The organism is Lysobacter sp. KIS68-7, from assembly GCF_021284745.1.
Lineage (GTDB): Bacteria > Pseudomonadota > Gammaproteobacteria > Xanthomonadales > Xanthomonadaceae > Noviluteimonas.
This window is the reverse complement of the sequence record NZ_CP089925.1, coordinates 2,330,825-2,350,239: the sequence shown is the minus strand read 5'-3', so window position 1 is coordinate 2,350,239 and position 19,415 is coordinate 2,330,825. Positions and strand designations below refer to the sequence as shown.

Here is a 19,415-nt window from a genome sequence, read left to right as displayed (position 1 = left end):
GATGAAGTCCGGGGAGCACTTCTCACGCTTTTTGATGGCGGTCGCTGTGGCAATCGGCCTACTCGCCGCATTGCCCGCTTCGGCCAGCACGTACTACTTTTGCTATCTGCAGAACGCCTACGGCGACGAGGGGTACTACTACACGCCGATCATGGAGACGTCCGAGGATTTCGACGAGACCTCGACTGGTTTCAAGTTCGATGAGTGGCGCAGCAGGAACGGCATCCCACTCAACGACATTGGCGGAGGTATCAGCACCGGCTGCTACACCTCGCAAAGGCTGGACGTCGTGCGACGCGACCACACCGCGTATCCGACCCGCCATCCCGGGGCACAGCTGATCGACTGGCCTGAGCCGCCAGTCGCTTCGGAACCTGTCGAAGATCCGCCCGCGACCGACTCCCTGGTCATCGAAACACCCAAGGAAGTTGGACTTACGCCCGAGATGATCGCTGCGAATGCGCTCGCGGCGGAACGCGTGCGCGCCGCCGAGGCCGCCCGCAACAAGGCGGAACTCGCACGAAAAGATGCGGAGTTGGAGGTGAAGGTGCGCGAAAGCAAAGAACGCGCACGTCGACGCGGGAGGATGCAGTGATGCGCCGCTTGCTATCGATCTTCATCGTGTGCCTGATCGCGATCGTCGGCGCCTCCGCATCGGCGCAATCGCTCGCAACCGTTGACTTTGGCCAGAATGTCTCCGGGCTCGTTTCGACAGAAGGCGGCGAGTTCTATGCCTTCGCAGGCTTGAAGGACACGAAGGTTCAGGTGCAGCTGGATTTGCCGGAAACCCTCGGTGCCGTGACGCTCTACGATCGAAATGGCGATGAGGTTGCCCGTGCCGAGGGCGTAGGCCGTATTTCTCTCCTGCATACGCTAAGCGCCGATGGCGTCTACCTGCTGGGCGTCACCAGTGCGACCAGGGGCACGCAGTTTTCCTTGACCCTCGATGGGCAAGAGCCCGATTACGGTCCCGCAACCGTTGACCTGGCATCGAACGCATCTGCGTATGCCGCCGACCCCGCTATCTGGGGTGTCTACGCGCGGCTGGCTGGCCGGCGAACGGAGGTTGTCGCCGATAGCTACACGCTGGCGTGGGTGTGGACGAAGCCCGGCGAAGAGTTGGTCGAGCAGTGGCTCGATGGCACCGGCCGCGTCGCGCATACCAACACGGTGACACCGACGGGCAAGCCTTCCCAGTTGCTGCAGCGTGGCTCCTACTTAGGCGGCAAGGAATGGCTGGGGGTCGTGGGCGCGGACGGCCGCGTCACTTACGTCGGTCGCGGCTTGTTGAAGAAGCCTTACGTCGTCGATGTTTCCCCGGACGGCGTCTTCCGGATGCTTCGAACCAAGGTTGATGCCGAAGGACGACCGACGTGGATCGGAGACCCGTATCCCAATGCCACGTGGCGACTTGCTCCCGTGTCGGATGGCGGACATTGAGCTCAGGTCACGGCCCAACCATTCTCGTACTGACGTTGCTGACCGGTTGCACGGCGACCATGAAATACCACATGGCCGCCAACCAGGTTCAAGGCGCCACGGAGAAGAACCTAGGGTGGTTAAAAGCGCAATGCGGCGCAGAAGTCGTCGTGGCTGATGCACCCGCCGGGGACGACGTGATCGCTGCGACCGAATCAAACTGCATCTGGGGAATTGCGACCAAGGCGGTTATCGAGGATTGCGCCGTGGCGCTGGGCCGAACTGCAACTGTCACCCCATCCCTGGCCGATGCGCGACAGCAGATCGAATCGTGCCTGGAACGGCAGGGCTACGAACGCGGGGAAATGGTTCGACTCGAGCCCGTCGAGCCGAAACCCTAGTCAAATCGGGGGCTGCGTGGATGGTCCGCTTTCGGCCAGGACCAGACGCACGACGCTCGGCAACGTAGATTTTTCTTCGCTATGCGTTCGACACCTGCCGCTTCGGCAACACCCAATCCTCCCGGATGAAGTGGCACGTATACCCGGTCGGGTAATGCACCAGGTAATCCTGGTGCTCCGGTTCGGCTTCCCAGAACGGACCTAGCGGCGCGAGTTCGGTGACCACTTTGCCGGGCCAGAGCCCCGACGCGTCGACATCGGCGATGGTGTCCTCGGCGATGTGCTTCTGCTCCTCGCCGGCATAGAAGATCGCCGAGCGATAACTCGCACCCAGGTCGTTGCCCTGGCGGTTCTTCGTCGTCGGGTCGTGGATCTGGAAGAAGAACTCGAGCATGCGGCGGAAGCTCGTCACTTCCGGATCGAACACGATCTCGATCGCCTCGGCGTGGTTGCCGTGGTTGCGGTAGGTCGCGTTGGGCACCTCGCCGCCGGTGTAGCCCACGCGCGTGGCTACCACGCCCGGCTGGCGGCGGATCAGGTCCTGCATGCCCCAGAAGCAGCCGCCGGCGAGGGTCGCGGTTTCGGTTCGGTTGGTCATGGGTGTCTCCTTCGGGTCTGACCACGAGATGGAGGCGCCGGGCCCGGAGACAAGCGGCCATTTGGCGGGGGCGGAACGCTCTTTTTCATTCCCATCGCTTGCCGCAGGGGCCCAATGCCCGAAATCAGGTGCAACGCATGTCGATACGAAGGCTGCCTCATGAAATTCGCCACCTCCCTCCTCGCCGCCGCCCTGCTCTCCGCGAGCGCGACAGTTTTGGCAGCCAAGCCTGCCAAGCCACCAGAGCCGCCTGCACCCACCGTCGTCCTCGTCCACGGCGCCTTCGCCGATGGCTCCTCCTGGCGGAAGGTGATTCCGCTGCTCGAAGCCAAAGGCATCAAGGCGATCGCCGTGCAGAATCCACTGACGTCCTTGCAGGACGACGTGGCCGCCGCGAAACGCGTCATCGACGCACAATCCGGGCCGGTCGTGCTGGTCGGTCATTCGTGGGGCGGCACCGTGATCACGCAGGCAGGCGCGGACGTGAAGGTGAAGGCGCTGGTGTATATCGCAGCCTTCGCACCATCGAACGGCGCGTCGTCGCGCGATGACATCAAGGGCTTCCCGACCTCGCCTGGCCTGGAGAATCCGATTGAAAGTCCGGATGGCTACCTGACCTTGGCGCCGCAAACCATCCTGGCGGATTTCGTGCAGGACCTGCCGCCGAAAGACGGATTGGTCGTCGCCGCGTCCCAGACGCCGGTGCGCGCCGCCAACTTCGACGAAAAGGTGAGCGCCGCGGCATGGGCCTCCAAGCCGGCCTGGTACATCGTCTCGGAAACCGATCGCATGCTCGATCCGGATGCGCAGCGTGCACTCGCATCGAAGATCCGCGCGCACACCGTGTCGCTGCTGTCGGGCCACGTGCCGATGTTGTCGCGTGCCGATGATGTGGCGAATGTCATCGAAGATGCGGTGCGCTCGGTGGAGCCGGCAGACTTTCACGGCGCGCTAACTGCCCTCAGTCCTCCATGACGCTCCCCGCGCATGGAGACTCCCATGTCCCGCTACCTCGCCGTTTTCCTCGGCACCCCTGACGCAATGGCGACCTGGAACCAGCTCGACGAAGCGACGCGCAAAGCGAAGGAACGCGAGGGCATCCAGGCCTGGGGCGCCTGGATGGAGAAGCACAAGAACGCACTCGCCGTGATCGGTTCGCCGCTCGGCAAGACCTTGCGGGTGGACAAGTCGGGTGTGTCGCCGACGAAGAATGCAATGACCGCCTGGGTGGCCGTCGATGCCGACTCGCAGGAAGCGGCCGCACGCATGTTCGAAGGCCATCCGCACTTCACGATCTTCCCCGGTGAGTCGATCGAAGTGATGGCGTGTTTGGCGATTCCGGACATGCCGACCTGACGTCGGTTCAATGCGAACGGTAGAACGCCTCGTCGTCCGCCCATTCCTGTTCGAAGGGCAAGGCCAGGCGCGTTTCATGCCACGCATAAAAGACCGCGCCGCGGATGTCCGACCATTTCCCCTGGCGCGGGGATAAGGACCAGACCTCCATCAAGGACGGTTCGGCCACGTCCCATTCACAAGTGGCGGCGTTCGCGGCCGCGCGTCCGAATGCAATCGCTTCGTGGAAGCGAGGATCCGTGTAGTCGATCTTCTCGTCGTACCAGGGCGGAAAGAACTCTTCGTCCGTCAAGGTCACTTCCGTCGGGATCATCTCGTATTGCTCGGCTGCTCCGCTCGAAAAAAGACTATACGCAGCGCAGCGCACAGCGCCCCTCGCCCGCAAGGGGGATTCACAAACGGCCACGAGGCAAAATTGAGCTCGGTAGTTTTACCGAGCCGGTCCCAGTCATTTTTCGGTCGCCTCCCTCCTGGAGAGCCGGGACCATGCGCTCTCTACAGGAGAACTGCCGTGGCTCTTGTCTCTCGCTCTGGCGCACTTTTCATCCTCGCCTGTTTCGCGACACTGGCCGCTTGCCAGAAATCCCCAGAGACGGCGACACCGCCCGCCGCATCCACAGCCTCGCCCACACCCGCCGCCACCGCCACCGACGACACCCGCGCGATCGCCAAGGAGGCCTACATCTACGGCTTCCCGATGGTGGACAACTACCGCATCCAGTACTCGTACTTCGTCGACGCGACGAACCCGGAGTTCAAGGGTGCGTGGAACGAGATCCACAACACGGCGCGCGTGTACACGCCTGACGACAAGGCGATCCAGACGCCCAACTCCGACACACCCTATTCGCAGCTTGGTGCGGATCTGCGCACCGAGCCGCTGGTGATCTCGGTGCCCGCGGTGCAGAAGGATCGTTATTACTCGCTGCAGTTCATCGACATGTTCACCTACAACTTCGCCTACGTCGGCAGCCGCGCGACGGGGAACGAGGCCGGCAACTTCCTGCTCGCAGGCCCCGATTGGAAAGGCGACACGCCCAAGGGCATCAAGCAGGTGATCCGCTCGGAGACGCAATTGGCGTTCGTGTTGTTCCGCACGCAATTGTTCAATGCCGGCGACCTCGGAAACGTCAAGAAGATCCAGGGCGGCTACAAGGTGCAGCCTTTATCGAAGTTCCTCGGAACGCCTGCACCGCCGGCTGCGCCGAAGATCGATTTCATCCCCCCGCTCACGCCCGAGCAGCAGAAGACCTCGCCCCAGTTCTTCCGCATCCTCAACTTCCTGCTGCAGTTCGCGCCCGCCCCGCCCAGCGAGGCCGCGCTGATGGAGCGCTTCGCGAAGATCGGTGTCGGCGCCGGCAAACCGTTCGACGTGGCTGCGCTGGCACCGGACAAGCGCGCGTCGATCGAAGGCGGCATGGCCGATGCGTGGAAGTCCTTCGCCGAGTACAAGGCCTCGATGGTTGATACGGGCAAGTCAACCAGTGCCGATGCCTTCGGCACACGCGAGTTCCTGAAGAACGATTACCTGAAGCGGATGTCGGGCGCCGTGCTCGGCATCTACGGCAATTCGAAGGAAGAGGCCATGTATCCGGCCTACTTCACCGACGCCCAGGGCCAGAAGCTGGACGCCGCCGCGCACCGCTACACGCTGCGCTTCCCCCCGGGGCAACTCCCGCCTGCCAATGCGTTCTGGTCGGTCACGATGTACGAGTTGCCGGCAAGCCTGCTCAGTGCGAATCCACTGAAGCGTTACCTGATCAACTCGCCGATGCTGCCTGGCCTTGCGAAGGACGCGGACGGCGGCATCACGCTGTACCTGCAGCACGACTCACCAGGCAAGGACAAGGAATCCAACTGGCTGCCGGCACCGAAGGGGCCCTTCTTCGCGGCGATGCGCGTGTACTGGCCGAAGCAGGAAGCGCTGGACGGCACCTGGACTGCGCCGAAGCTGGAGCGCGTCGATTGAGCGACGGGGAGCGGTCGCCGGTGCGACCGCTCCTCCGCTTTGCTCAGAAGCGCAAACGCACGCCCACGTACACCGACCGCGGCGCGCCCGGCTGCAGGATCGCCGCATCCGCATCGGCCACGTCGCGCACGCTGATCGTGCTGACGTAATCCTTGTCGAACACGTTGCGCAGTTCGGCGAACACGTCCCAATGCTCACACTCCACGCCCACGCGCAGGCCCATCAGGCTGTACGAACCGATGCGGTAGGTGTTGCTGAAGTCGCCCCAGCGCGAACCGATCACATCGAACGTCGGACCTGCGAAGAAGCCGTCGTCGTTGCGATACATCACCTCGCCCCGCACGGCGTAATCCGGCGCGGCGGGAAGGTCGTTGTTGCCGTAGACCGGATCGTGGTCGAACGAGAAGTCGTTGTAGGTGACGCTCACCAGCGGCTCGATGCGATGCGCGCCGCCCGCGAAGGGGAAGCTCGCGCCGACCAGCGCCTCGATGCCGGCATGCGTTGTGCTGTCGATATTCTTCGAGAGGCTGGTGCCAGGCGCGAAGGGATCGTCCACCGACAGGATCTCGTCGTGGATCTGCGCGTAATACACCGACAGGTCCCAATGCCAGCGCGGCACATCCGCGCCTGCCGCCGTGCCGCCGCGCATGCCGACTTCCACCACGTTGCCATGCATCGCATCGAGCAGCGTGTTGTTCCCACGCACTTCATCTGTGAGTTCGAAGTTAGTGGGCGCTTCGTACAAGCGGCCGAGGCTCGCGAACAGCTCGTTGGTCGGGCTCAACGCGTAGATCGCGCCGAGGCGCGGATTGAACGAGGAGAAATCCCCCTTGGGATGGCTGTCCACGCCGGTTTCCACGTCGATGGTGCTGACATCGCGACTCGTGAACACCCCCTGCCCGCCGTACACCAGCGTCCAGTCCTGCGCGAACTTCCAACGATCGACCAGGAACACTTCGACGCTATCGGAGCGGTTGTCGACGATCCCCGTCTGCCCGTTCCTGCGGCCGCCGTCGTTGCGGAAGTTGCCGCCCTTGTCGTGCGTGTCGGCGTAGTTGAGGCCCGCCAGCACGTCGTGGTCGCCCAGTTTCGCGCTGTAGCGGAGCATGCCGGCCAGCGTGCGCTGGTGCGTGTCCACCAACAGGCTGAAGACTTCGACCGGCGGCGCGGGACCCGGGCCATCGAAGTCGACCAGGACCTTGTCGACGATCGGGTGGTAGAGATCCTGGTCTTCATACGACAGGCCGAACTCGAGGCGTTGGTTCCCGTCGTCCGTCCACGTGCCCTTCGCCGCCACGCGCTCGGTCTTCACGTTCAACTGGAAGTTGCCGGTAATCGCGGAGGGATTGGCCTGCGACGGATCGGCTTCGAACTGCGCGCGCGTGAGCGTGCCCGCGAGTTCCTGGTGGTTGTTCACGTACATGCCGTAGACGCGCAGGTCGAGGTTGCCCGAAGGCTGCCAACCTGCATTCGCATACACGCCGAACCGATCCGTCTGGCTGTGTTCGCGGTAGCCATCCCGGCTCGCGCCTTCCATCGTGAGCAGGCCGTCGAAGTCGCCCATGACGCCCCCTCCGGTGATCCGACCATTGATGGCGCCATCGCTGCCGCCACTGAGGAACACTTGCCTTGCATCGGTGTTGCGCGCGGTGGGCGTGAGGTAGTCGATCGCGCCGCCCAGCGTGCTCGCGCCATAGGTCAGTGCATTGTTGCCACGCGCGACGACGGCATAACGCGCCGCCATCGGATCCATCTCACGGTTGTGGTTGTTGCCGTCGGCCGTCGTGACCGGCATGCCGTCCTGGAACAGGCGGATGCCATTGCCGTCGTAGTCGGTGGCATCGAGGTTGGAGCCGCGGCTGGAAATGAAGGTGTCATCGCCGCCGGTGGCGCTTTCGGACCAGACACCGGGCACATAGCGCAGCGAATCAGCCATGTTGGTGACCGAGCGCTGGTAGAAGGTGTTGCCGTCGACGACGCTGACGGCGCCGGGCGTCAGCGCCTGTTCGGCCTGGATGTCGTTGATGCCGACGACCTCGACGGTGTCGAGCGTCGTGGGTTGCGGATTGGCCTCTTGCGCAAATGCCTGGGCGGGCACGATCGCGCACAGGGAAAGCATCGCGAGACGACAGGGCGTCGCCGCGCGAAGCACGGAAATCGGAAAGAACATGGAAGTCTCCTGACGAACAAAAGCGTCGCGTTCCTCATGAACGGACGCGCGATCGGTGGCTTGTCAGGAGATGGAAGGCGGGCCGCGCGAACCCAGGCCGCTGGGGTGTCGGAAAGCCGGTGCCGCCGATCGGAGCGCGACCTGCGGGGCCATCGGCGGAAGGTGCGCCGTCGGCAGCAAGGCCGGTGCGGCGGAACCCAGCAGTGAAAGCAGGAGCGGACAGTAATCGCAGTCGCCTCCGCCTTCGTGCGGATGCTGGTGCGGCAACGGCGAGACGGGTGCCACCGATCCGGCGGACGCCATGTGGTGATGCCCATGCCCGGCGGGCGCTGCGGTCGGCATGTACGCCAAGCCCGCGGCCGTGCACATCGCAACCCACGCCTCCCCCGCCGCCGCGGTCCGGCACGCCTGGGCCACCCGGCCCAGGGTCGGCACCGTGACCAACGCCAGCGCCGCCGCAAGGGCGACGCCGTGCATCAGGCGATGGAAGCGGGAAGCGCGCATCGCTTCATTTTACGGGAAGGGCGGTGTTCGACGGTCATGACCTGGATCAAGGGCACCCCCGCCCGCGCCCCTGCGCGTCGACAAATGACAAAACGCGCCGATTGATTTGGCGACGCGCTTCTGTAGATACTCCCGCCCGTGGCGCCACCAACGGCGCCATGGCCAAGGATGGCGCAGCTCTCGGGGTTGAAAAGTTGCACCCACAGGGGGCTGTGCAGTGAACTCTCTCAACACAAAGCAACTGGCACTCGTGCTGGTCGGCTCGGTCCTGCTCGCCGCTTGCGGCGTTGTCGGAAATCCCGATGCCGCGGCCAAGTCGCCCACCGCCGCGCGCGCCAATCCGACACCCGCGGCTGCGCCCGCCACGCCCCGCAAGCTGAAAACGGGCGGTGGCCTTCGCCCCGAAAAGGCCAACACCGGTTTCACCGGCCAGGATTTCCCCGGCTTGCGTGAAGCGCGCACCTTGGCGAACTGCGACCCGACCAGCCCCGACAACGCCAACTTCGCCGCGCACGTCGTCGAAGTCGGTCCGGGCCTGCCGATCACGACGCTGTCGCAGGTCGCCTGGGAATCGCTGGCCGCGCACACGCTGGTGCGCATCCATCCAAGCGCGACGCCTTACAACGACCGCATCTTCATCGTCACCGGCGACATCAAGGTGTGCGGCATGAAGGACGCGAACGGCGCGCGCCCGAAGATCGTCGGCCTGAACGCACGCGTGCGTAACAGCAGTGCGCTGCAAAGCCAGATCGGCACGCCGGCCGAGGAGTACTCCACCGTCAATCGCGGCATCGTGGCCATCGCCCGCGACAGCGGCATCAAGAACATCGTGGTGGAAGGCCTGAACCTGACCGCCACCATGTCGCCGCCCTACTCCGGCGACAACCACGCCGCGAGTTACATCGGGATGGACAACCAGCTCCACGAATACAACACGCATACCGGCTGCCTGTATGTGTCGCGCGCGCAGAACGTCACCATCCGCGACAACGAGTTCTCCTTCTGCCCGGTGGGCGTGTACGTCATCAGCCGCGGCCTGGACTACGGCGGCGACCACTACCTCACGCGCAACTTCATGCTGGAAGCCAACTACTTCCACGACAACGGGCTGGTCGACGACTACAACGTGCACCAGGCCTACATCCAGGGCGTCAACTTCGTCGTCCAGTACAACTACTTCGGCAACCCGATCCGTTGGGACATCGACAACAACGGCACCATCGACAACGACGAGGCCTCCAACGGCAACGACCTGAAGATGCGCACCGTCGGCGAGCTGGTCCGCTACAACTACTTCGAGAACGGCGCGCACTCGATCGACCTGATCGACATCGAGGATTTCCGCCCGTCGGTGTTCCCGTGGTTCTTCAACCTGCTGGCGGACCAGACGCCGAGCGCCGTCACCCCGGCACTGCGCCAGATGATGGAGAACGACTGGCAGAAGTACGCCTTCGGCAGCTACATGTACGGCAACATCTTCCGCCGCGACCAGAAGGTCCATGTGCAGACGATGGGTGCCTCGATGGTGCACTTCGGCTCGGACAACAGCCCCATCGATGGTCGTCGCGGCAAGCTGTGGTTCTACTTCAACACCGTCATTACCGGCCTGGACAAGAACACCAGCGCCGGCGCCGCCACCTTGTTCAGCTGCTGCCTCGACAACGCGAACTCCTGGGACTACTACGACGGCAACCTGGTGCTCGACGCCAACAACGTCGACTTCCGCATGATCGCCAACGGCAAGGACTACGGCGTGATCCGTCGCCGCACGCCGGAGGAGTTCTGGGGCCGCTACGTAGTCATCAACAACGCCATCCAGGTGATGAGCGCGACCAACACGCTCACCAATGCGCAGCCCTTCCACTGGAACACCTACAAGGGCGAGCAGATCGAGCTGCGGCGCAACTTCGTCACCAACAACTGGAACCAGCCCTTGTGGAACGGCTACCCGACGCCCGGTTACGGTGACAACGAAGTCGCGCTCGAAGAGTTCAGCTATCCGGGGGCGCACGACCACCACCACGTCACCGGTGCCGCCAACCTGCAGGCGAGCGGAAGCCTTGCGCTCAGTCCCACCACGACCGCGCCACTGACCAGCAGCCCGGTCTGCAACCAGGCGGTGCCCTGGACCGAGGAAATCCCGACGGCGGTGCGTCCGAACTACCAGATCCGCTTGCAGGACAACGGCGCCGGTGGATGGTCGCCCGGCGTGCTGGTGATCAGCGCCCGCACGGCATACACGACGCTGGGAGCGAGCCAATGCAACTGATCCCGGCATTGCGTGTTGCGCTGTGCACGATCGCGTTGGGCAGCCTCGCCGCGTGTGGCGGCGGAGGTGGCTCTGCGCTCGGCATGAAGAAGAAAAACGCTGCGCGTGACACCCTTTCGTCGCAAAGGGTTGCGCCGCCGCGGAGCAGCGCAGCCGGTGCGCTTCCCAGGCCGTTGAGGACGGGCGGCGGATTGGCGCCCGAGCGCGTACCTGCATTGAAGGTCGCCAACGCCGGCATCGGGGGCAATGGCTATCTCGACTACGGGTGCATCAACGATGCAACAAGGCCCGCCGGCTACAGCATCCTGTTCGTCCGCGAGGGCGCAACGGGCACGGGCACCAAGGCCAATCCCTACGGCACGATCAGCCAGGCGATCGCCGCGGCGGGCAGCACGCGCATGGTGGTGTGCGTTGCGGGCGGCAACTACCACGAGAACGTCGACCTCGGAATGCAGCGCAACCACGTCCTCGTGGGCGGCTTGAACAGCGTGTTCACGGCGCGCAATGCCCTCACGTGGCGATCCACCGTCACGGCCGCCGACGCAAACCAGCACGTCATCCACGCCGAGGCACCCGCCGCGCTGACGATCGACGGGTTCGTGGTGACGGGCAGCAACAACCGCGGCATCAACGCGACCGCCTGGGATGCCGGCGAGCACATCACGCTGCGCAACAACCACGTCCACCACAACGGCTGCACCACGCCGACCGCGCGCACGGATTGCGGTGGCGTCGACGTGGAGGGCGGCCGCACGGTCGCGGTGGAGATCGCCAACAACCTCATCGAAGAGAACGGCGGTGGCCACCACGGGGGCGGCATCAACATCGGCGGCAACACGGAGAGCACGGGCACGTTGGACCCGACCACCGGCGCCAACGATGGCTTCGGCACCGTGCTGACGTTGACCGGGCTCGTCGCGAACGTGCACCACAACATCATCCGCAACAACCGCTTGTACGAGGAATCGTTGCCGCACGGTGCGGGGCTTGCCATCGGCATGAACGGCGACGTGCACCACAACGTGTTCTTCGGCAACGACACCGTCTCCGACGGCGACCACTACGGGGTGGGCGCCGGCCTGATCGGGCAGCACGATCGCGGTGGAAGCGCGTCGGTGGCCTTGCTCATCGTCCGCGACAACTGGTTCGAGGCCAACCGCACCACCAAGTACGGCTCGGCGATCTTCCTCGACCAGTACAGCGTCGGCTATGTCTACAACAACGTGGTGGTGCGCAACTTCGGCACGGGCGCGATCCTGGTGGACGGCAACTGCGGCGACACGTGCACCGGGCCGAACGGCAACAACGGGCGCAACTTCGTGACGATCCTCAACAACACCGTCGTGGACAACGACGGGGCCGGTCTCGCGGTGCAGGACAGCACGGCGCACGTGTACTTCAACATCTTCTGGCGGAACCGCGACAGCGATGTCAACGGCGACATCGCCGACGTGGGTGGTTCACCGGGGGCGGACAATCGCATTCGCGGCGCGCACAACATCATCAACATCAATCCTGCCGCCTTCCCGCTGATGACGGATTCGGTGAGTGGCGAAGGCGTGCCGGATCTGTTGCGCTCGCTGGCGAGCCAGAACTACCACCTGACCGACGTCACCAACGCGCTGCATCCGTATCAGTTCGACCAGCAGTTCGTGCCGGCGATCGTGCTGCCGACGCCGCTGCAGCCGCCGACGGACGATTTCGATGGATTGCCGCGGCCTGACGGTGCGGGGCGTTATTTGTACGGGGCCTACGGCAGGTGATGCCGCGCTGCGGGGACTTCGGTTCCCGCAGCTTCGGGTATGCTCGTTGCGCGCCCGGGGAGGCGCCCGACGGGGGAAAGACAATGGCACCCAAGAACATCGTGTGGCTGGCGCTTGCGGTGGTTTCGTTCCTTTCGGGCATGGCCGACCAGTATTTCTATCCCGGCATTCCGTATCCACCGACGATCATCGTGGCCACGATCGCGTGCCTCCTGCTCCTCTTCGCCTGGTACCGCATCGACGCCGAACAGCGCGGCTACCGCCGCTCGCGCCTGCTCGATATCGGTGTGATTCTCCTGGCCATCGTGGCACTGCCCTACTACTTCTTCCGCTCGCGTGGTGCCAAGGGCGGCTTGCTCGCGACCGGCGCGCTGATCGCGGCCTGGATCGGGTCTTCCATGCTGGTCTTCGCGGGCAGCGTGGCCACGTACTATGGGCTGCAAGCCTGACGCCGCCACCGAATCATGTACGCTTGTTGCGCTGGTTCCCCCGCGGATTCACTGATGCGTTTCGTCCCGGTCATCGTCGCGCTCGCTTGCATCGCGCCCACCGCACGCGCCGCCGATATCGCCAGCGTGAAGCGGAACGATGGCACCACCATCGTCCTCACCGACGACATGCTCCCCGAGTGCAACCGCATCAGCTACCACGGCGCCGCGCGCATGCAACACGGGCGCAAGGTGCAGAAAGCGTGCTGGACCTTCGACTGGAAGAAGCGCGTATTCACGGTGATGCCGCTGACGCCGCGCAAGACCAGCAGCAACGTCCTCACGGGCATCGCAAAGTCGCTGGGCGTCGAAGACCAGGCCGCCTGGATCGAACAGCAACTGGGCAGCGACGATGCCAACAAGCTGTCGCTGCCAGGCGACGCGTTTACCTGGTACGGGAAGAAGGCGCCGACGCGTCCGGGGACCTGACGCCGCGTCGCGAACGCTCGAACCACCACAACGCGCCGCTCGCCAGCAGCCATGCGAGCCACCAGGGCCAACGCGCGCCCGGATGGCGCGGGACCGGAAGCGATGCGCTTGTCGCTGCATCGTAGGTCGGCGCATCGGCGGCGAGCTGCAAGGTCGCTTCGCGCACGAGGCTTGTGTGCAGGCCAGGGGCGTCGTCGGTCGCACGCGCATGGAACAGTTGTGCGCGACCTGCGGAGGTCACGCGATGCCAGCCCGCTTCGCGTGGCCAGAACGCGGCGCAATTGCGCGCGCCTGTGTTCGGATCGACCAAGGCCGTAACCGTTGCGCCGCGGGGCGACGTGACGCTTGCCTCCCGCGCGATGCCGCAGATCGCGACGCGCTCGCCCACGCGCGTTTCCCCGTCGATCGTGAAGCGCGCCCCGTTCTGCGCGCGTGCGAGCGTCGCCAATGCATCGCTCCACGTTTCGGCGTGCAGGTCATCGCGGCCCGCGAGCACCAGGCGATACGTGTCCGTCAGCGGCCACACCGCGACGCGGCCGCGGCCTTCGGCACGCCAGAGTGCGAGCGTCTGGTCTTGCTGGTCGCGCAGCAAGGGAACGCCGTCGTCGGCGGTCATGCGCAAGGTGCGCTGCGTCAGCACAGGCGTTTCGGGAACAGGCGCGTCGTGCGTGCGCGCCTGATCGCGCGTGCCGGGGCCGATGCGGGCGCGCAGGGCGTCGTCGTCGCGCGTTGCATTTGACAGTTGCACTTCGGTGGCGTCGCGGCCTTCGTCGACGGTGAAGCCCAGTGCGCGCAAGCGACGACGTTCCGGCTCCGACAAGGCCGCCGTCACGCGCAGCAGCATGCCCAGCCCACCACGGATCGCTTCGGTCAACGCCGCGCGTTGCGATTCACCGAGGCCCGACCAAGCGCGCTCGTCGAGGATCACCAGGTCGAAGCGCTGGAGGTTGGCGGCGTTCACTGCGATCGGTGTGTCGCCGAGTTCCACGCCGCCGCCGACCGCCATCTGCGCCTGCATGGCCACGCCCGCATCGCGCGCCCATCGGCGGAGGTATTTGATTTCGGGGCCGGGCGCGCCAGCGAGCAGCAGGACGCGGGGCGGCGTTGGCGCGTCGACCTGCATCGGCAAGGCGATGTCATCGACGATGCGTTGACGTGCGTCGCGCAGGCGCAGCGTGAAGACCGCCGCGCCGGGTACGCGCGTCGTGGCGTCGAGCGCGAAGCGACCGTCATCGGGCAGCGCGACACGATCGACGCGCTGGCGGCCGGGGTCGAGCAATTCGGCGACGCCGCCGCGCAGGTCCTGCGCGCGACCATGGACGCGGAAATCACCTCCCGCGACAGCCTGTGTCGGCGCATCGAGTATCACGAGGCCAGGCGGCAACGCATCGGGCTCGAACACCACTGCATGACCGCGCGCCGCATCGCGATCGCGCGCCACCAGGCCCGCGCCGAGGACACGCAGGCGCTGCATGCCCGGATGGCGACGCAGCGCCGTGGCGAGGTCGGGCACGCGTTCGACGTCGGTGAGCGCCGGCGCTTCCGGCAGCGCGACGAACGCATCCCCCTTCCCCGCCGAGGCGCGCGATGCCGACGCACCTGCGGTTGCGACCACCAGCGTGCCCGCTTCGCCCGGGAGCGTCGGCGGGAAAAGTGCGAGGTACAGCAACGCAGCGCAAATCGGCTGCGCGACCGCGAGCACGATCAGGCGCCAGGTCGTTGCGTGCTTCGCGCTGTGCGTATGGCGCAGCAGCTGGCGCGCAATCGAGGCGATGACCACGACCGCGAGCACCGTCGCCACCAGCGCGGCGACATCCACGGTGTGTGCGCCGAACGTCAACGTGTTCATGGCGCACGTGCCTCGCGCAAGGCATCGAGGTAACGGCGCGAGGTCGCATCGTCGCCCTCGCGACGCTGGACGTTGGCGGCGGGCCGCGGCAGCAGCGGCCACAGCAGGGCGCGCAGGTCGCGGCGGCACTGCACGCAATGGGGATCGGCACGCAAGGCTTCGATCGCGGCGACGAAGGACAGCGGATCGCGCAATTCGGATTGGTGGTCCCGCAGCCAGCGCTCGAGCGACGCGTAGTCCACGTCGGACGACGCACCCGGCACTTCGTCGAGCGCGCGCCACAAACCCGCAAGCTCGGGATCCGGCACAGTGGCCGACGCCAGCGCATCGCCGCTGCGCGCCAGCCCCGCGCGATCGCCGCTCATGCGCCGCGATTCATCGATGGGCGGCAGTTCCGTTCCCACGCGCGCAAGGTAGATCCGCGTGGCCTGCTGCACTTGCTTGATGAAGCCCAAGGCGCGATAGGCGTACGGCAGTGCGTCCTCCGGCTTGCCCTGGCGCAGGTGTTGTTCCGACTGCCACATCTGGTCGAGCGCCTGCTTCAGGGTCGCGCGCGTTTCCGGATCGAGCAGCGTCGCGGCCTCGGGTTGGTCGTGGGTGTGGCCGAACTGCTGCTCCACCGCGGTGTCCTGGCCGAACGCGGGCGCGTCGGCGGGCTTGGCCGCCGCATGGTCGTGATCGTCCGCAGGCGGTGCAGCCGTCTGATCGTTGGTCGGCGGCGCCTGCGGTTCGCCTTCCGCTTCCTCGCCCAGGAACTGCCCGTAGCGCATGCGCAGGATGCGCTGGTCCACGCCGATTTCGTCGCTGCGCTTGAGATAGCGCTCACTGGCCAGCGTGCGCTTCTGCTTCAACAACGCCTCCGCGTCGATGATGATCTGGCGCTGGCTGCGGAAATACGCGGGCAGCACCTTCTTCACCATGCCCTCCACCCCTGTCGCCTCGGCGCCGAGGTCGGGCGGCCAGCGCAGGATCACGCTCGCGCTGCGCACCGATTGCGGGCCGGGTGAACGGTTGTCGTCGACGCGTAGTTGCACGACGAGGTCGTCGCCTTCGGCCAGGCCCAGTGCCCCGAGGTCGAGGCGGCGCACGTAACGCTTCGAGGTCGCTGGCCCCGCGCCGGTGACGCCCACTTCCTGTTCGCGGAACTCGATGGCTTCTCCGCTTCCGTGCGCGACCGTGATGCGCAGGCGTGCGTTCGGCGACAGACCGTAGTCGTCGCTGCCTTCGAAGGCGAGCGCCCAACTGCGCTGGCCCGATTGCATGAGGGTCAGGCCGCGGTCGGGATCCACGACGCGCAATTCCGGCGGGCGATCGGCGATCGCGTCCAGGCGATGCAGGGTCGACGCCTGCAACGGCGGTGCATCGTGCAGCACGATGCGATACAGCGCGGAGCGCGCGAGGACATCGGCGGCATGCCACGCATCGCCGTCGCGCGCGAGGGCGACGCGGCGGCCGTCGTGGAAGACGAGCTCGGCGGCCTTCGGTTGCGGTGCGAAGCGCAGGGTCCATTGCAGGCGCGTGCCCTGCGGCGCCTTGGCGTCGAGCGTCGCGGTGTCGCGCGCGGGCAGGCGCGTGTAGGACGGTGGTGCGACATGGAGTTGCTGTTCGACTACGCGCGTGTGTGTCGGTGCCGTGGTCGCAACACCGATGTTCGCCAGCACGTTGTCGAAGGTCACCGGTTGCCGTGCGGGCCACGCGAGGATCGCGGTGATCGACAAGGCGGCGAAAGCAAGGCCGAGCACGATCGCGCGCTTCGACCAGCCGGGCCGCACATCGATCGCGCGGCCCGCCTCCAGGCGCGACTGGAGGCGCGTGACCTGCAGGCGCTCCAGCGGCGTGAGCTTGTCCGGCGGTGCGAACAACAGATCGGTGCTGTCCTCGAGTTCCGGGCGTTGCGCATCAAGTTCGCGCACTAGCCAGGTGTTGTCGAGTCGGCGAATGCGATGGCGCGCGAGTGTGACCATCGCAGCGATCGACACGAGCGCAACGAGCGACGCCGCGCGCCAACCCTCCAGGCGCCACGCCAGGACCGTCGCAATGGCGATCCACGGCAAGCACGCCAAGGCCACGTCGAAGCCACGCCGCGCACGCGCACGACGCAAGGCATCGCGCAACAACGTCACCGCGCTCACGTCGCCACTCCGCGTCGCGCAGCCGTCGCCAGCCAACGCTCGATGGCGAACACCAGCACGATCAGGAGCAACAGCCATGGCGTCAGTTCGCGCGGGGGCTGCGCATAGGCAACGGCACCGGTGACTGGCGCGTGGTCAACGGCCCGAGCGCGCGCGGGTGCGGGCGGCGCTGGTTCGAACAACGCACGCAGTTGTTGCGGGAAGTCGCCGTCCAGCAGGACCGGCATGTCGGCAGGCGCGAGCGGCCTGGTCAATCGCAATACCCTGCCCCGCCCCAGTGACGCGCCTTCCGCGAGCAGCGCACCGTCACCGTCGCGCCATGCCGGCACGACGGCGGGCATCCCCGCGAGCGAAGCCTGTGCGTCGAGCAAGACCGTGCCGCCGCCCTCCACCCATGCGACCACATCGGCGGGAACCGGGCCCGGAACGAGCCATGCGAGGTGTTTCGCGCCAGGCGAAAGCGCTTGCCCCGCCGCGGCGATATCCGGCGCGCCGGACGACTGCCACGCCGTCATCGCCGCGCGCAGGTACCGCACCGAGTCAACACGCGCAGGCGCGTAGCGCACGGCCAACGCAGGCGGCGATGCGGCCGTCGCTCGCGCAGCCTCCGCACTCGACGTCGCGCCCACCACGCGCCAGTCAACGCGTCGGCTCAACGTTGGCAGTTGCGCATCCACACCGTCTAGCCGCTCGGGCACCACCACGATCAGCGCGACCTTGGGCGGCAGGCTTGCATCCAGTTCACGCAACAGGCTCGTGATCGGCGCATCCTTCGTTGGCGCTGCAGCCAAGGCAGGAAAGCCTGGCGCAAGCCAATGCCATCGCGCGTTCGCGGGCGCGTTGACATGTTTCGCTGCCGCTAGCTCAACACCCGGCGCCACCGCCACCCACGGCGCATCGCTCGCCGCACCGAACAGCACCGGCCGCGCCAGCAAGACGGCAAGCAACGCCACCAACAGCACGCGCACCAGCAGCAACAACCACTCGTCGAACCGAATCCGATGCCGCGGCTTCGGCTTCTGCCGCAACCACTGCAGCGCGGCGAACACGGTCGGCCGCTGCTCGCTGCGTCGCGCGAGATGGATCAGCAACGGCAGCAGCACCGCCGCCAGCGCCGCGAGCCCGGCGGGCAACAGGAACGCCAGGTTCACGCGTACTCCGCGGCGTCGCGCGCGCCGAACAAGCGGCGCAGCGGAAGATCGAGCGGCTGGTCGAGCACGTAGTCGGCGTGTCGGATGCCCGCGGCATCCAGTCGCGCATCCACGGCGCGCCGCGCTTCCGCGAACCGCGCAAGGAAGTCCCCACGCATCGCCGACCCGTCACCGAGCAACTCCTCCCCGGTTTCCGGATCGCGGAAGCGATGCCCGCCGTCGAACGGAAAGTCGCGCTCTTCCGCGGTCAGGATCTGGATCGCCAGCACTTCCCGGCGCGCGGCCGCCAAGCGCGCGGCCACGTCGACCGCGCCGCCATCGAACAGATCGCTGAGCAACACGACGAGATCGCCCGCACCGATGCGTTCCCACAACGGGCGCAACTGCTCCGCGTTCGGCCAACGTCCTTCCGCCGCGAGCGCATGCAATTCGAGGAACAAACGATCGCGCTGTCGCACCGACGACCCGGGCGGCACCAGGCGCACACCATCGCCGCGCAGGATCGCCATGCCGAAGCGATCGCCCTGCCGCAAGGCAAGCTCGGCGATGCACGCCGCCAGGCCCTTCGCCGCCGACAGGCGCGACCACCCGGGCCGCGCCGCATCTTCCTGCACCATCGAGGCCGTGGCATCCACCAGCAACCACACCGCCAACGGGCTTTCGCGTTCCGCCTCGCGCACGAAGAAACGATCCGAGCGCGCGTAGAGCTTCCAATCCACCTGCCGCAATTCGTCGCCCGGCTCGTACGCGCGGTACTGCGCGAACTCCAGGCCCGCGCCGCGGCTGCGGCTGTGGTGCAGGCCAACGCCTTGCACGCCCACCGCGCGGCGCGACGTCAGGCGCAAATCCTTCAACCGCGCGCGTACCTGCGGCGGAATCAGTTCTGCGATCGAAGACCCTGCGTGCACGCGAAGGCT

General features: G+C 66.2%; 18 protein-coding genes. 10 read left to right on the top strand and 8 right to left on the bottom strand.

Annotation, left to right across the window (positions count from 1 at the left end):
* Position 1: 1 nt before the first annotated feature.
* Genes LVB87_RS11400 through LVB87_RS11390 form a run of 3 tightly spaced genes read left to right on the top strand, consistent with a single transcriptional unit; the run spans position 2 to position 1,820 of the window.
* Positions 2 to 595 (top strand): hypothetical protein, encoded by a 594-nt coding sequence (locus LVB87_RS11400; RefSeq protein ID WP_232898076.1) that lies wholly within the window; start codon positions 2 to 4, stop codon positions 593 to 595.
* Complete coding sequence (locus LVB87_RS11395) at positions 595 to 1,440, top strand: hypothetical protein (RefSeq protein ID WP_232898075.1); 846 nt, start codon at positions 595 to 597, stop codon at positions 1,438 to 1,440. The genes LVB87_RS11400 and LVB87_RS11395 overlap by 1 nt, the downstream gene beginning before the upstream one ends.
* Positions 1,441 to 1,499: 59 nt before the next feature.
* A complete protein-coding gene (locus LVB87_RS11390; RefSeq protein ID WP_232898074.1) occupies positions 1,500 to 1,820 on the top strand; it encodes a hypothetical protein in 321 nt (106 codons plus the stop codon).
* 79 nt (positions 1,821 to 1,899) lie between these two features.
* Here LVB87_RS11390 and msrA read toward each other — a convergent pair whose 3' ends face one another.
* Positions 1,900 to 2,418: a peptide-methionine (S)-S-oxide reductase MsrA gene (gene msrA, locus LVB87_RS11385; RefSeq protein WP_232898073.1), complete on the bottom strand. Its 519-nt coding sequence runs from the start codon at positions 2,416 to 2,418 to the stop codon at positions 1,900 to 1,902.
* 159 nt (positions 2,419 to 2,577) lie between these two features.
* Here msrA and LVB87_RS11380 point away from each other — a divergent pair, with 159 nt between their 5' ends.
* Positions 2,578 to 3,393: an alpha/beta hydrolase gene (locus tag LVB87_RS11380; protein ID WP_232898072.1), complete on the top strand. Its 816-nt coding sequence runs from the start codon at positions 2,578 to 2,580 to the stop codon at positions 3,391 to 3,393.
* A 24-nt stretch (positions 3,394 to 3,417) separates the two neighbouring features.
* Positions 3,418 to 3,774 carry a hypothetical protein gene (locus tag LVB87_RS11375; protein WP_232898071.1) on the top strand — a complete coding sequence of 119 codons (357 nt, stop codon included), beginning with the start codon at positions 3,418 to 3,420 and terminating at the stop codon, positions 3,772 to 3,774.
* A gap of 7 nt (positions 3,775 to 3,781) precedes the next feature.
* Here the strand turns inward: LVB87_RS11375 and LVB87_RS11370 are convergent, their stop codons facing one another.
* Complete coding sequence (locus LVB87_RS11370; protein ID WP_232898070.1) at positions 3,782 to 4,087, bottom strand: hypothetical protein; 306 nt, start codon at positions 4,085 to 4,087, stop codon at positions 3,782 to 3,784.
* A gap of 198 nt (positions 4,088 to 4,285) precedes the next feature.
* On the opposite strand from LVB87_RS11370, the gene LVB87_RS11365 reads away from it, so the two are divergent.
* Positions 4,286 to 5,743: a DUF1254 domain-containing protein gene (locus tag LVB87_RS11365; protein ID WP_232898069.1), complete on the top strand. Its 1,458-nt coding sequence runs from the start codon at positions 4,286 to 4,288 to the stop codon at positions 5,741 to 5,743.
* Between the two features lie 43 nt (positions 5,744 to 5,786).
* Here LVB87_RS11365 and LVB87_RS11360 read toward each other — a convergent pair whose 3' ends face one another.
* Together LVB87_RS11360 and LVB87_RS11355 are read right to left on the bottom strand one after the other, a co-directional pair.
* A complete protein-coding gene (locus LVB87_RS11360) occupies positions 5,787 to 7,913 on the bottom strand; it encodes a TonB-dependent receptor (RefSeq protein WP_232898068.1) in 2,127 nt (708 codons plus the stop codon).
* Between the two features lie 63 nt (positions 7,914 to 7,976).
* On the bottom strand, positions 7,977 to 8,417 hold the full coding sequence (locus tag LVB87_RS11355) for a hypothetical protein (protein ID WP_232898067.1): 441 nt from the start codon (positions 8,415 to 8,417) through the stop codon (positions 7,977 to 7,979).
* 217 nt (positions 8,418 to 8,634) lie between these two features.
* Between LVB87_RS11355 and LVB87_RS11350 the strand changes: the two genes are divergently transcribed.
* The 4 genes from LVB87_RS11350 (at position 8,635) to LVB87_RS11335 (ending at position 13,366) form a co-directional block, all read left to right on the top strand.
* A complete protein-coding gene (locus LVB87_RS11350) occupies positions 8,635 to 10,686 on the top strand; it encodes a hypothetical protein (RefSeq protein ID WP_232898066.1) in 2,052 nt (683 codons plus the stop codon).
* A 215-nt stretch (positions 10,687 to 10,901) separates the two neighbouring features.
* Positions 10,902 to 12,449: a hypothetical protein gene (locus tag LVB87_RS11345; protein WP_232898065.1), complete on the top strand. Its 1,548-nt coding sequence runs from the start codon at positions 10,902 to 10,904 to the stop codon at positions 12,447 to 12,449.
* Between the two features lie 83 nt (positions 12,450 to 12,532).
* Complete coding sequence (locus LVB87_RS11340; RefSeq protein ID WP_232898064.1) at positions 12,533 to 12,898, top strand: hypothetical protein; 366 nt, start codon at positions 12,533 to 12,535, stop codon at positions 12,896 to 12,898.
* Positions 12,899 to 12,952: 54 nt separating this feature from the next.
* A complete protein-coding gene (locus LVB87_RS11335; RefSeq protein WP_232898063.1) occupies positions 12,953 to 13,366 on the top strand; it encodes a hypothetical protein in 414 nt (137 codons plus the stop codon).
* Here LVB87_RS11335 and LVB87_RS11330 read toward each other — a convergent pair.
* Genes LVB87_RS11330 through LVB87_RS11315 form a run of 4 tightly spaced genes read right to left on the bottom strand, consistent with a single transcriptional unit; the run spans position 13,323 to position 19,406 of the window.
* Entirely contained in the window at positions 13,323 to 15,215 is a 1,893-nt protein-coding gene (locus LVB87_RS11330) for a hypothetical protein (RefSeq protein ID WP_232898062.1), read from the bottom strand. The two genes, LVB87_RS11335 and LVB87_RS11330, sit on opposite strands and share 44 nt — an antisense overlap.
* The gene (locus LVB87_RS11325) at positions 15,212 to 17,347 is read right to left on the bottom strand and encodes a hypothetical protein (RefSeq protein ID WP_343223377.1); all 2,136 of its coding nucleotides are present in this window, start codon (positions 17,345 to 17,347) and stop codon (positions 15,212 to 15,214) included. The genes LVB87_RS11330 and LVB87_RS11325 overlap by 4 nt, the downstream gene beginning before the upstream one ends.
* On the bottom strand, positions 17,344 to 18,498 hold the full coding sequence (locus LVB87_RS11320) for a BatA domain-containing protein (RefSeq protein ID WP_232898060.1): 1,155 nt from the start codon (positions 18,496 to 18,498) through the stop codon (positions 17,344 to 17,346). Before LVB87_RS11320 ends, LVB87_RS11325 begins: the two co-directional genes overlap by 4 nt.
* The gene (locus tag LVB87_RS11315) at positions 18,495 to 19,406 is read right to left on the bottom strand and encodes a DUF58 domain-containing protein (RefSeq protein WP_232898059.1); all 912 of its coding nucleotides are present in this window, start codon (positions 19,404 to 19,406) and stop codon (positions 18,495 to 18,497) included. Before LVB87_RS11315 ends, LVB87_RS11320 begins: the two co-directional genes overlap by 4 nt.
* Positions 19,407 to 19,415: the final 9 nt, after the last annotated feature.

Excerpts from the sequence above, each read along its gene's own strand:
- LVB87_RS11375 (WP_232898071.1), top strand. The coding sequence starts at position 3,418 with ATGTCCCGCTACCTCGCCGTTTTCCTCGGCACCCCTGACGCAATGGCG.
- LVB87_RS11390 (WP_232898074.1), top strand. The coding sequence starts at position 1,500 with ATGAAATACCACATGGCCGCCAACCAGGTTCAAGGCGCCACGGAGAAG.
- LVB87_RS11400 (WP_232898076.1), top strand. The coding sequence starts at position 2 with ATGAAGTCCGGGGAGCACTTCTCACGCTTTTTGATGGCGGTCGCTGTG.
- LVB87_RS11360 (WP_232898068.1), bottom strand. The coding sequence starts at position 7,913 with ATGTTCTTTCCGATTTCCGTGCTTCGCGCGGCGACGCCCTGTCGTCTC.
- LVB87_RS11330 (WP_232898062.1), bottom strand. The coding sequence starts at position 15,215 with ATGAACACGTTGACGTTCGGCGCACACACCGTGGATGTCGCCGCGCTG.
- msrA (WP_232898073.1), bottom strand. The coding sequence starts at position 2,418 with ATGACCAACCGAACCGAAACCGCGACCCTCGCCGGCGGCTGCTTCTGG.
- LVB87_RS11335 (WP_232898063.1), top strand. The coding sequence starts at position 12,953 with ATGCGTTTCGTCCCGGTCATCGTCGCGCTCGCTTGCATCGCGCCCACC.
- LVB87_RS11380 (WP_232898072.1), top strand. The coding sequence starts at position 2,578 with ATGAAATTCGCCACCTCCCTCCTCGCCGCCGCCCTGCTCTCCGCGAGC.
- LVB87_RS11340 (WP_232898064.1), top strand. The coding sequence starts at position 12,533 with ATGGCACCCAAGAACATCGTGTGGCTGGCGCTTGCGGTGGTTTCGTTC.
- LVB87_RS11395 (WP_232898075.1), top strand. The coding sequence starts at position 595 with ATGCGCCGCTTGCTATCGATCTTCATCGTGTGCCTGATCGCGATCGTC.
- LVB87_RS11370 (WP_232898070.1), bottom strand. The coding sequence starts at position 4,087 with ATGATCCCGACGGAAGTGACCTTGACGGACGAAGAGTTCTTTCCGCCC.
- LVB87_RS11355 (WP_232898067.1), bottom strand. The coding sequence starts at position 8,417 with ATGCGCGCTTCCCGCTTCCATCGCCTGATGCACGGCGTCGCCCTTGCG.